Here is an 11,804-nt window from a genome sequence, read left to right as displayed (position 1 = left end):
CCTACGCGTAGGCCTCGAACTCGCGGCCGAACGCGAGAAAGACGACGACGCCGACGACGCCGATCGCCGAGGCGACGGCAAACGCCAGCTTCGGGCCGGCGGCGATCGTTCCGACGCCGGTCGTCAGCGTCCAGTCGCTCCCGTAGAGCCACCCGCCCAGCGCGGCGCTCGGGATCACGAGCGCGTTGCGCAGGAGGTAGTAGGTCCCGGTGACGCGTCCGCCGGCGTCCCGCTCTGCCGGGCCGACGATCAGCGCCTTGTGTGCCGGCAGGCCAGCGAACCGCAGCCCGGAGAAGGCAAACAGCAGGACCAGCACCCACTGGTCGGCCGGTGCGAAGATCAACAGGTGCGGGAAGAGGGCGTAGACGATGAAGCCGACGGCGACGACCGGCTTCAGCCCGGTCCGCTCGGCGAGCTTCGAGACGGGGATCATCGACAGCAGCGCGACCACCATCTCGACGCCCAGCAAGAGGCCGAAGAAAGCGTCCGGCCGCAGCGAGCGGCCGGCGATGTCGAAACCGACGGCGAGGAAGTCGGTGACGACGATGACGAAGAAGACGTACACCATCCCGTTGGCGAAGCGCACGAGCGTGTCGGCGACCAGCAGCGGCCGCAACGTCGCGGGCATCGCTCGGAGGTCGGCGACGACGCCGGAAATGCCTTCGAAGGACTCGCCGATCGTGTCGTCGCTGGCGTCGTAGCGGACGTGCTGGGTGACCGTCGCCACCGCGCCGAAGGCGACGGCGACGAGCAGGAGCCACTGGAAGCCGGTGACGAAGTCGGCCGCGACGGCGAGCAGGCCGGCCGCGAGCAGCGGCCCCAGCAGGAAGCCGATCCGGCGGAACACCTCGGTGCTGGCGAACCCCATCGCGAGGCGGTCCTGCGCGACGCTTTGCTTGACGACGGCGAAGGTCGCGCCCAGTCCGAACGACTTCCAGGCCTGCGTGAAAAAGAGCCCGACGAACAGCCAGACCCACGGCTCGACGGCCCCACCGACCGCTACCGTGCCCGCGACCGGCAGGGCGAACTCGACGACCGGCACCGAGATCGTCGGGACGAACGAGGCGAGGTACCACAGCAGGAAGCCGGCCGTCGCGACCGTCCCAAACAGCGTCAGCGCGAGCCGCGAGCCGATCCGGTCCGAGAGGGCGCCGCCCGGATAGGGGTAGACCGCACTGACGAGGTTGCCCACGCTCCCGTAGAGACCGATCACCCCGGCGCTCGCGCCCAGTACGTTCAGGTACTCCGGGACGTATCGGCTCGTCATCTGGAAGGCGAGGCTGAAGGCGAACATCGCCAGCGAGAGGACGAGTACGTCTCGTTCGAGTGCGAAAAACTGCCGGAAGGGGGCCAGTACGCTCGCGTCGTCGCTGGCGTCCGCCGTCATGGCTCTCCGTTCGCACTCTCGGGCCTAAACGTGCGGGAACCGGCAACCACCTGTCGTGGCCGGCCGGAACCGAACGCTTAAGCCGAAGCTGACTGAATGGTCAGTCAGATATGAGCGACAGCGAGCAGTCGGTCACCCACACCATCGAACCGACCGATCGGGTCGCGACACTCGTCGACGACCTCACCGCCGAAGAGAAACTCTCGCTCGTTCGGGGAGCCGTCGATCCCGAGGGCAACGCGACGGGGTACCTGCCCGGTGTCGAGCGACTCGACGTGCCGGAACTGCGCCTGGCCGACGGCCCCCTCGGCGTCAGAACGGAGGAGTCGGCGACGGCGTTCCCGGCCTCGCTCGCGCTGGCGTCGACGTTCGATCCCGCGCTCGCACGACGCCAGGGCGAGGCGATGGGCGCGGAGGCCAAAGCCCGAGACCAGGACGTGTTGCTCGGGCCGGGACTGAACCTGATTCGGGTGCCCCACTGCGGGCGCACCTTCGAGTACTACAGCGAGGACCCGATCCTGACGGGCGCGTTCGCGGGTGCCGCCGTCGCAGGGATCCAGTCGACCGGCGTCGTGGCGACGCCGAAACACTACGTCGCCAACAACCAGGAGACGCGCCGAGCGTCCGTCAGCGCCGCGGTCGACCAGCGCGTGCTCCGAGAGCTCTACCTCCCCGGCTTCCACGACGCAGTCGACGCCGGTGCGCGCTCGCTGATGACCGCCTACAACCGAGTCAACGGCACGTACATGAGCGAACAGCGTCACCTCCTCGGTGACGTTCTCAAGGGTGAGTGGGGCTTCGAGGGGTTCGTCGTCTCCGACTGGTTCGGGACCGAGTCGGCCCAGCGCGCCGCCAACGGTGGGCTCGACGTGGAGATGCCCGGCGTCTCTCTCGAAGAGCAGTTCGCCTCGATGGGGATGGACCCGTCGGCCGTGGCCGACGAGATGGACCCGGAGATCGCCGAGGGGATGCCCGACATCGGCGCGGGCGGGCACTTCGCCGACGATCTCCTCGACGCCGTCGCCGCCGGAGACCTGCTCGAGGCGCGCCTCGACGACATGGTCGCTCGCGTCCTGAGCGCGATCGAGTGGGCGGGACTGCTCGACGACCGCCGGGACTCCGGGACCGACGACGAACTCGCCGACGAACCCGAACACCGCGATCTGGCCCGTACCATCGCCACGCGGGGCACGGTCCTGCTGAAAAACGAGGACGCGCTCCCGCTGGACGACGACGCGAGCGTCGCGGTCGTCGGTCCGAACGTCGACGAGGCGATCCTCGGCGGCGGGGGCTCCTCCGAGACGACCCCCTTCGACGAGACGAGCCCAGTCGAGGGCATCACGGCGCGGGCCGACGGCGATGTGGCCGTCGCACGCGGTCTCGCCCCGGTCGAGTCGGTGTCGATGTTCGACGGCATGCTCGGGGGCGACGACGCCGCGAGCGAGGCCGACGAGGAACCCGATCCCGAGATCGACGCGGCGGTCGCCGCCGCGAGCGAGGCCGACGCCGCCGTCGTGTTCGTCCGTGACGCGGCGACGGAGGCCGCGGACCGCGACACCATCGCGCTCCCCGGCGAGCAGGACGCACTCGTCGAGCGCGTGGCCGCGGCCAACGACGACACGATCGTCGTTCTGAACACCAGCGGTCCCGTCGAACTCCCCTGGCGCGAGGACGTCGCCGCCGTCGTCTCCCAGTGGTATCCCGGCCAGTCCCACGGCGAGTCGATCGCCGCCGTCCTCTACGGCGACGCCGACCCCGGCGGTCGCCTCCCCGTCACGTTCGCCCCGGAAGATGCCTATCCGGCCGACACGGCCGAACAGTTCCCCGGTGTCGACGACGTGGCCGAGTACTCCGAGGGACTGCTCGTGGGCTACCGTCACTTCGACGCGACCGACGCCGAGCCGACGTATCCCTTCGGCCACGGCCACTCCTATGCCTCCTTCGCGTACGAGGACCTCGCGGTCGAGGGAGAGACGGTCTCTGTTACGGTCTCGAACGAGAGCGAGCGGGCCGGCCGCGAGGTCGTCCAGGCCTACGTCGACGCGCCGGACGCGCCCGACGACCTCGAACGCCCGCCCCGCGAGCTGGCCGCGTTCGAGGCCGTCGCGATCGAGGCGGGCGAGACGGTGACGGTCGAGCTGACCCTCGACGACCGCGCGCTCGGTCGCTACGACGCCGCGGACGGCTGGACGATCGACGACGGCCGCTTCACCGTCGCAGTCGGGCGCTCCTCGCGTGACCTGCGGCTGTCGGCCGACATCGAGCGATAGCGTCGCCGATCACCGCGTGGCGGCGACGACGGCCAGGGTCACGAGCACGAACCCCACCAGCGCGAGGTTCGGAATCGTCAGCCCGAGCAGCGGCGACTGCCACTGGACCGCTGCACACGGGCCGTTCAGCGTGCAACTGTCCACTGTCGCCTGCAGGTACGAGTGGTACGCCGCGACGCCGCCTCCGAGCACCGACAGCGGCAGTGCGGTCCGCCACACCCCCGGTCGGTCCTCGATCGCGGCGACGCCGAGGACGACCACCAGCGGATACATGAGAATGCGCTGGTACCAGCACAGCTCGCACGGCACCAGCCCGAGCCCGAGGCTGAACCAGAGGCTCCCGGCCGTCGCGATGGCTGCGACGATCGCTCCGGCCGCCAGCCAGTGACGTGACCGCCCGTCGGTCCGTGCGTTCATTGCACATTCGTTTCACCAGTCAGTGCTTAGTTTACACGGTTCGAGCTGCTGTGCTCTCTTCGCCAGTGTCGGCCGGGAGACGGCGGCGTCCCGCGATCGGCGGAGAAACCGCTCTGGGAATTTCGACGGTTGTACCACAACTATCCACGGAGACGATTCCCAGTTCCTGAAAACCGATGAAACCGCTATGTGTGGGAGGGAAGTAGTACTGAGCGGAACGAGGAGATCACAGTGTCCGCCACAGGAGCCCTGGTCGACGGCACAGTATTGCTCGCACAAAACAATATTCTACTGTCTCCGGAGCTCGCCAGCCGGCTCCAGTTCGGGTGGACGATCACCGTCCACATCCTCTTTGCGGCGCTCTCGATCGGGCTCGCCCCGTACATCGTCTATTTCACCTGGAAGGACGTTCGAAGCGACGACCCGGCGTACACGCGGCTCCGATCGTTCTGGATCAACGTGTTCGCCGTCGGCTTCGTGATGGGCACCGTGACGGGGATCCCGATGAGCTTCCAGTTCGGGACGAACTTCCCGCGCTTCGCGGCGGTCAGTGGCGAACTGATCGGCGGCCCGCTGGCGTTCGAAGCGAAGATGGCGTTCTTCCTCGAAGCCGTCTTCCTCGGGATTCTCCTGTTCGGCCGTGAACGGGTCTCCGACCGGACGTACGTCCTCTCGTCGATACTGACCGGCGTCGGCGCGTGGCTCTCGGGCTTCTGGATTCTCGTCGTCAACGCCTGGATGCAGACACCGCGTGGGTTCGAACTCGTCGAGCGAAACGGCGTCGAGATCGCCAGACTCACCGATCCCGTTGCCGCGTTTTTCACGCCGCGGATGCCCTGGATGTACGTTCACATGATGAACGCGTCGGTGATCGCCGTGACGCTGGTCGTCGCCGGGATCGCCGCGTACTTCGTCTGGCGGAATCGCGACTCCGTGGCCTGGAACACGGCCCTCCGCATGGCCGTCGTCGTCCTGTTGATCACTGCTCCGCTGCAGGCGCTTCACGGGGACGCGTACGGGCGACACGTGGCCGACACCCAGCCCCAGAAGTTCGCGGCGATGGAAGCCCACTACGAGACCGGGCAGGCGGACCTCCACCTGATCGCGATTCCGCGGAGTCTCGACGCGCTGACCGACCCCCGGACGGACAACCTCTTTACGATCAGTCTCCCCGGGCTCGGATCGTTCCTCGCCAGCGGGGGTGACTTCTCGGCCGAAGTCGTCGGGTTACACGAGTACGACGAGAACCCTCCCGTCGCGCTCGTGTTCTGGTCGTTCCGGCTGATGGTCGGACTCGGCTTCCTGTTCGTCGGGCTGGCGCTGTGGGGCGGCAACCGACTCCGCAAGGGCCGCCTTGCCGACTCCGGGCGGTACTTACGGGCGATGATGCTGTCGAGCCCACTGGGCTACGTGGCGCTGCTGACCGGGTGGTACGTCACCGAGATCGGCCGTCAGCCGTGGGTCGTTCAGGGCGTCCTCAAGACCAGCGACGCGGTCTCGCGGAGCCTCACCGCCATCGAGGCCACCGGGACACTGGTGGCGTTCGTCGTGCTGTATCTCGCCTTGCTCGCCGCCTTCGGTGCCGTCCTCAAGTGGCTGATCGAGGGCGAACTCGAACGCATGGGCGTCCGTACGGTCGACGACACCAGCCGGCCACGCCTCCCGGGGGTGAGCGGCGATGACTGAGTTGCTGCCCGTCGACCGGTATCTCGTCGACTCCTTGCCGACGATCTGGTTCGGCGTCGTCGTGTTCTCGCTGGCGATGTACGTCGCTCTCGACGGCCTGGACTTCGGCATCGGGATGCTGTACGCGACTCGCGACGAGCACGAGCGAGAGACGCTCCTCGCCGCGTTCGGTCCGATCTGGGACGCCAACGAGGTGTGGCTGGTCGCCTTCGGGACGACGCTGCTCGCGGCCTTCCCGCCGATCTACGCGCGGCTGCTGAGCGGGCACTACCTGCTCTCGATCGCGATCGTGATGGGACTGGTCGTCCGCGGCGTCGCGCCGGAACTGCGCGAGCAGCGTGACGATCCCGACTGGCGACGGCGCTGTGACCGGCTGTTCGTGTTCGGCAGCACGGTGACGCCGCTGCTGCTCGGCGTCCTCGTCGGGAGCTGGGCGTTCGGGACGCCGACGCTGAGCGTTCCGAGCCTGCTGACGGGCGTCGGCCTGGTCGCGCTCTGTGTCACCAGCGGCGCGGCCTTCGTCGCCGCGAAGACGAGCGGCTCGCTGGCCGACGCGATGGTTCGCTACGGAACCACGGCGACGGTCGTCTACCTCGTCGGCGTCGTCGTCCTGCTTGCGGTCGTCGCTCTCACGAACCCGTCGAACGTCCGGGCGCTGTTGCTCTCGGCCCCGGCGCTCGGCGCTGTCCTCGCCACCGTCTCGTTCGCCGGGGCGGGTCTCGCCGCCGCCCGCCTCGACAGGCACCGCCTCTGGTTCGGGACGGCGTTCGGACTCTCGTTCGCACTCGTCGGCCTCGTCGCAGTGTTGCTCTATCCGAGACTGCATCCGGCCAGCGGGCTGACAGTCGACGCCGCCGTCGTCTCCCCGCTCGCGCTCAACCTCACGACCGTTCTCGGGCTGCCGGTGTTGGCGCTCGTGCTGTGGTACTTCAAGTTCCTCTACGGGACGTTCGCCGGACCGGTCGACGGCTCGGAGGCATAGCGCGGGGCGGCGTCGCTCGGAGCGCCGAGCGCTATTCTATATCGCGGAATATAGTTTATACACCGCTGATCGAACGCACGAAAGACCAAACGATAAGCCCGCGCCGGGCGAGCGCAGCGACATGGGTCTACGAGCACCCCCTCTTGACGACGTTCACGCCGCGGCCGAGGCGAGCTTCACTGACTTCGGCGGCTGGGAGATGCCCGTCGAGTTCGACTCGATTCGGACCGAACACGCCGCCGTCCGCGAGACGGCCGGCAAGTTCGACGTGTCTCACATGGGCGAGATCGTCGTCTCGGGGCCCGACGCGACGGGGCTGATGCAGCGGCTCACGACGAACGACGCGACCGACCTCCGGCCCGGACAGGCACACTACGCGGCGATCACCCGCGAAGACGGGGTGATGCTCGACGACACCGTCGTCTACCGGCTGCCAGAGGCCGTCGAGGGCGCGTACCTGTTCATCCCCAACGCCGGCCACGACGAGCAGATGGCGACGCGGTGGCGCGAGTACGCGGCCGAACACGGTCTCGACGCCAGCGTCGACAATCGGACGACCGAGTACGGCCTGATCGCGCTCCAGGGACCCGACGCACCGTCGCTGCTCGCAGACGAGACGACGCTGTCGCTGGACGAACTGGGCCGCTTCGAGATCGCCACAGCCACGGTCGCGGGCGTCGAGACCCTCGTCGCGACGACCGGATACACCGGCGAAGCGGGCTACGAACTCGTCGTGCCGTGGGACGAGACCGGTACCGTCTGGGAGGCACTGGCCTGTCAGCCCTGCGGACTGGGCGCGCGGGACACGCTCAGACTGGAGATGGGCTTTCTCCTCTCCGGGCAGGACTTCGATCCCGACGACGACCCCCGCAACCCCTACGAGGCAGGGATCGGCTTCGTCGTCGACCTCGACACCGAGTTCGTGGGTCGCGACGCGCTGGAAGGCGTCGACGTGGAGGGTCCCGCGGAGAAGCTGACCGGCCTGTCGCTGATCGACCGCGGCGTTCCGCGTGCGGGCTACGACGTGACGACGCCGGACGGCGACCACCTCGGCACGGTCACCAGCGGGACGATGAGCCCGACGCTGGGCGAACCGATCGCGCTCGCGTATCTCGACGCCGACGAGATCGAACCCGGACGGATGGTCCGGGTCGTCGTTCGGGGCGAACCGAAGAAGGCACGTATCAGGACCACGCCATTCCTCGATAGATGAGCTTCGACGTTCCCGACGACTGTCGGTACCTCGACTCCCACGAGTGGGTGCGACAGGCAGACGACGCGACGATCGGCATCTCTGACTTCGCGCAGGACGAACTCGGCGACGTGGTCTTCGTCGAACTGCCCGACGAGGGCGAGGAACTGACCGCCGGCGAGGAGTTCGGCGTCGTCGAATCGATCAAGGCGGTCTCGGACATCTACGCGCCCGTCTCCGGGACCGTCACCGCGGTCAACGACGCCCTATTCGACGAGCCCGAACTGGTCAACGACGATCCCTACGGCGACGGCTGGCTGCTGGCACTCGAACTGGCCGACGAGTCCGAACTGGACGACCTGCTCTCGCCCGGCGAGTACCGCGACCAGATCGCCTGACCGGCTCGAACCGCCGGCCGTCTCACTCCGTGGTCGTCGTCTCGGCCGGCGCTCCCGGTGGCTCGGCGATGGCCAGCTCGAACTCGACTTCGATCGGGTCGTCGGTCGCCGGTGTCTGCTGGTCGGTGTTGTCCAGCGCCAGGAGCAGCGCTCGGTCGTCCAGTCGTTCGACCAGCGCCGTCTCACTGACGTTCTGACGGGTGTACTCGTCGACGACCGACACGTCTCGGGCCCCGCTCTGGTAGGCGTCGTAGGCCGCGCGCTCGAACACCAGTACGTCGACGGTCGCGTCGTCGACGACCGACACCTCGTAGCTCAGATAGGAGCCACCAGCCGCGTCGTCGTTCTGTAACTGGTGGGCGCTGAACTCGCCCGGCGCGAGCTCGACGATACCCTCACTGCTGCTCGACGTGAACGCTCGACGAGGGTCGTCGGGGTAGTCGTCGGCGCGGTCGGGAACGCCGTCGTCGTCGCCGTCCGGCGGTGTGGGCGTCGGCGTCTGCTCGCCGCCCAGCGCCGAGCAGCCGGCGAGCAGTGCTGCGCCGCTCAGGAGGAGTTCGCGACGGGGGACACGCATGGCGCTCCGTTCCGAGAGCACGCCGGTAGGCGTTTCGGTCGCCGCGACTGCTCTGGAACGCGCACACTAATGTAGGCCCAGCCGTAAGCCTCGCCTATCACGTCCCTACGGGGACGACCTACATCATGAGCGAAGACGATTCTCGCGGGACACCGTACGCACCGCACACGGCGGCGACGACGGCGGCGATGCTCGACGCCGTCGGCGTCGACAACGAGGCCGCACTGTTCGACATCCCCGAGTCCGTTGCCTTCGACGCGGACTTCGACATTCCGGAACGCTCCGAGCGGGAGACGCGCTCGCACGTCGAGGGGATCCTCGGGCGCAACGACGACCTGACGGCGTTTTTGGGCCGAGGTCACTACGACCACTACGTCCCCAGCGTCGTCGACGACCTGGCGGGCCGCTCGGAGTTTCTGACCTCCTACACCCAGTACCAGCCAGAGATCGCACAGGGGTTCTTGCAGGCGCTGTTCGAGTACCAGTCGATGCTGGTCGAGCTGACGGGCCTGGGCGTCGCGAACTGCTCGATGTACGACGCCGCGACGGCGCTGGGGGAGGCCGCGACACTCTCTCAGCGGCTCCGGAGCATCTCCGGTGACCGGGTGCTCGTGCCGGACCTGCTGCGAGCGGGCAAGCGCGCCGTCCTGGACAACTACGCCGCGGGGCCGGGGCTGACCGTCGAGACGTACCCGACGACGGACGGGAACGTCGATCTCGACGCCCTACGGGAGGCACTCGACGACGACGTGGCGATGGTCTACGCCGAGAACCCGACGGTCCGGGGCACTATCGAGGAAGGGCTGGCCGCCGTCGGCGACGCCGCCGACGACCACGACGCGCTGTTCTGTCTCGGGACGGACCCGGTGGCGATGGCGCTGCTCGAAACGCCGGCAAGCGTCGGCGCGGACGTGGTCGTCGGCGACGCGAGTTCGCTGGGGACCGGCACGGCCTACGGGTTCGGACTCGGGCTGTTCGTCACGCGTGAAGAGTACCTCCGGCAGGTCCCGGGACGCCTCGTCGGCGCGGCCGAAGACGACAGCGGCCGGCGGGCCTACACGCTCACGCTCCAGACGCGCGAACAGCACATTCGCCGCGAGCGAGCCACGTCGAACATCTGTACGAACCAGGCCTGGGTCGCGCTGCGAGCGGCGATGCACGCTGCCTGGCTCGGCCCCGACGGCCTGCTCGACCTCGCGGAGTCCTGTGTCACCCGCGCTCGCGATCTCGCGGCGCGGATCGACGGGATCAGCGGCGTGCGAGCGCCGGTCCACGACCGCCATCACTTCCGCGAGTTCGTGGCCCACACCGACCAGTCCGCCGAGGCGATCCGCGCCGACCTCGCGGACGAGGGGTACGCGGTCCACGCGGTCGGCGACCACGAGATACAGATCTGTGCGACCGAGACGACCGAACGCGCCGTCGACGACTTCGTCGACACCCTCGCGGAGGTGGCCCGATGAACTACTCACAGGCCCGCTGGATGGACGACGACGACCGGTACGAACCGCTGCTCTCGGAGAAGTCCAGCGAAACGGTCTCGACCGCGGACGGACCCTTGCCCGACGATCTGACCCGCGACTCCCTGACCCTGCCCGACGTGAGCGAACCCGAGCTGGCCCGCCACTACACGCGCCTCTCACAGACGAACTACGGCGTCGAGAGCGGCCCCTTCCCGCTGGGATCGTGTACGATGAAGTACAACCCCTCGTTCACCGAGGATCTGGCCGCCAGCCCCGACGCGGCCGTCCATCCGGACCAGCCGACGGAGACGACGCAGGGAACGCTGGAACTGCTGTACCGCCTCCAGGACTATCTCGGGCGGATCGGCGGGATGGACGCCGTCTCGCTCCAGCCCCCCGCCGGTGCGGCCGGCGAGTTCGCGGGGATCCTCGTCGCGAAGGCCTACCACGAGCACAACGGCGAGGACCGGAGTGAGGTCCTGATCCCCGAGTCGGCCCACGGCACCAACTTCGCCAGTGCGGCGATGGCGGGCTACGACGTGGTCTCGCTGGCCGGCGACGACGACGGCCGCGTCGACCTCGACGCGCTGGCAGCGGCTGTCGGCGAGGAGACCGCGGCGCTGATGCTGACGAACCCGAACACGCTGGGCCTGTTCGAGCGCGACATTGAGGCGATCGCCGAGATCGTCCACGACGCTGGCGGCCTGCTGTACTACGACGGTGCGAACCTCAACGCGCTGCTGGGCCGCGCTCGACCCGGCGACATGGGCTTCGACGTGATGCACTACAACGTCCACAAGACGTTCGCGACGCCCCACGGCGGCGGTGGGCCGGGCGCGGGGCCGATCGGCGTCACCGACGAACTCGCGCCGTTTCTCCCCGCTCCGCGGGTCGCGGCATCCGGCGGGGGCTACGAGTACGTCGATCCCGACCACTCGATCGGCAAGGTCCACGGCTTCTACGGCAACTGGCCGGTCCTGTTGAAGGCCTACGCGTACATCGCCCGGCTGGGCGACGCGGGGCTCGCCGACGCCAGCGCGAAGGCCGTCCTCAACGCGAACTACCTCGCCGAGCAGATCGACTACGAGATCCCCTTCGGTCCCTTCCATCACGAGTTCGTCGCCAGCGCGGGCGAACAGGACGCCGCGGACGTGGCAAAGCGGATGCTCGACTACGGGGTCCATCCGCCGACGACGAAGTGGCCCGAGATCGTGCCCGAGGCGCTGATGACCGAACCGACCGAGGCCGAGTCTCGACGGACGCTCGACCAGCTGGCCGAGGCGTTCGACGCCGTCGCCGGGGAGAGCGACGAGACGCTCGCGAGCGCCCCGGAGTCGACCGCGGCCCGCCGGATCGACCAGGTTCGCGCCGCTCGCGAGCCGCGCCTCAGTTGGCAATCGCTGGACGAATAGTCGCCGGAAATACGGAATCC

General features: G+C 68.6%; 10 protein-coding genes. 7 read left to right on the top strand and 3 right to left on the bottom strand.

The window, feature by feature from the left end; all coding sequences use genetic code 11:
* Position 1 precedes the first annotated feature (1 nt).
* Entirely contained in the window at positions 2-1,387 is a 1,386-nt protein-coding gene (locus IL252_RS12075) for an MFS transporter (protein WP_208628199.1), read from the bottom strand.
* Positions 1,388-1,497: 110 nt separating this feature from the next.
* On the opposite strand from IL252_RS12075, the gene IL252_RS12070 reads away from it, so the two are divergent.
* Positions 1,498-3,657, top strand: a complete 2,160-nt coding sequence (locus IL252_RS12070) for a glycoside hydrolase family 3 C-terminal domain-containing protein (RefSeq protein WP_208628198.1) — start codon at positions 1,498-1,500, stop codon at positions 3,655-3,657.
* 9 nt (positions 3,658-3,666) lie between these two features.
* Here the strand turns inward: IL252_RS12070 and IL252_RS12065 are convergent, their stop codons facing one another.
* Complete coding sequence (locus IL252_RS12065) at positions 3,667-4,074, bottom strand: disulfide bond formation protein B (protein ID WP_208628197.1); 408 nt, start codon at positions 4,072-4,074, stop codon at positions 3,667-3,669.
* A gap of 231 nt (positions 4,075-4,305) precedes the next feature.
* On the opposite strand from IL252_RS12065, the gene IL252_RS12060 reads away from it, so the two are divergent.
* The 4 genes from IL252_RS12060 to gcvH all read left to right on the top strand — a co-directional run bounded on the left by IL252_RS12060 (position 4,306) and on the right by gcvH (position 8,332).
* The gene (locus tag IL252_RS12060) at positions 4,306-5,760 is read left to right on the top strand and encodes a cytochrome ubiquinol oxidase subunit I (protein ID WP_208628196.1); all 1,455 of its coding nucleotides are present in this window, start codon (positions 4,306-4,308) and stop codon (positions 5,758-5,760) included.
* A complete protein-coding gene (locus tag IL252_RS12055; protein WP_208628195.1) occupies positions 5,753-6,742 on the top strand; it encodes a cytochrome d ubiquinol oxidase subunit II in 990 nt (329 codons plus the stop codon). The genes IL252_RS12060 and IL252_RS12055 overlap by 8 nt, the downstream gene beginning before the upstream one ends.
* 121 nt (positions 6,743-6,863) lie before the next feature.
* Complete coding sequence (gene gcvT, locus IL252_RS12050; protein WP_208628194.1) at positions 6,864-7,955, top strand: glycine cleavage system aminomethyltransferase GcvT; 1,092 nt, start codon at positions 6,864-6,866, stop codon at positions 7,953-7,955.
* Positions 7,952-8,332: a glycine cleavage system protein GcvH gene (gcvH, locus tag IL252_RS12045; RefSeq protein ID WP_208628193.1), complete on the top strand. Its 381-nt coding sequence runs from the start codon at positions 7,952-7,954 to the stop codon at positions 8,330-8,332. Before gcvT ends, gcvH begins: the two co-directional genes overlap by 4 nt.
* 22 nt (positions 8,333-8,354) lie before the next feature.
* Here the strand turns inward: gcvH and IL252_RS12040 are convergent, their stop codons facing one another.
* Positions 8,355-8,909 carry a hypothetical protein gene (locus IL252_RS12040; protein WP_208628192.1) on the bottom strand — a complete coding sequence of 185 codons (555 nt, stop codon included), beginning with the start codon at positions 8,907-8,909 and terminating at the stop codon, positions 8,355-8,357.
* A 125-nt stretch (positions 8,910-9,034) separates the two neighbouring features.
* On the opposite strand from IL252_RS12040, the gene gcvPA reads away from it, so the two are divergent.
* The gene (gcvPA, locus tag IL252_RS12035) at positions 9,035-10,372 is read left to right on the top strand and encodes an aminomethyl-transferring glycine dehydrogenase subunit GcvPA (RefSeq protein ID WP_208628191.1); all 1,338 of its coding nucleotides are present in this window, start codon (positions 9,035-9,037) and stop codon (positions 10,370-10,372) included.
* Positions 10,369-11,784 (top strand): aminomethyl-transferring glycine dehydrogenase subunit GcvPB, encoded by a 1,416-nt coding sequence (gene gcvPB / locus IL252_RS12030; RefSeq protein WP_208628190.1) that lies wholly within the window; start codon positions 10,369-10,371, stop codon positions 11,782-11,784. The genes gcvPA and gcvPB overlap by 4 nt, the downstream gene beginning before the upstream one ends.
* Positions 11,785-11,804: the final 20 nt, after the last annotated feature.

The sequence above is a fragment of the Halomicrobium sp. IBSBa genome, from assembly GCF_017612575.1.
Lineage (GTDB): Archaea > Halobacteriota > Halobacteria > Halobacteriales > Haloarculaceae > Halomicrobium.
This window is presented reverse-complemented; position numbering and strand designations above follow the sequence as displayed.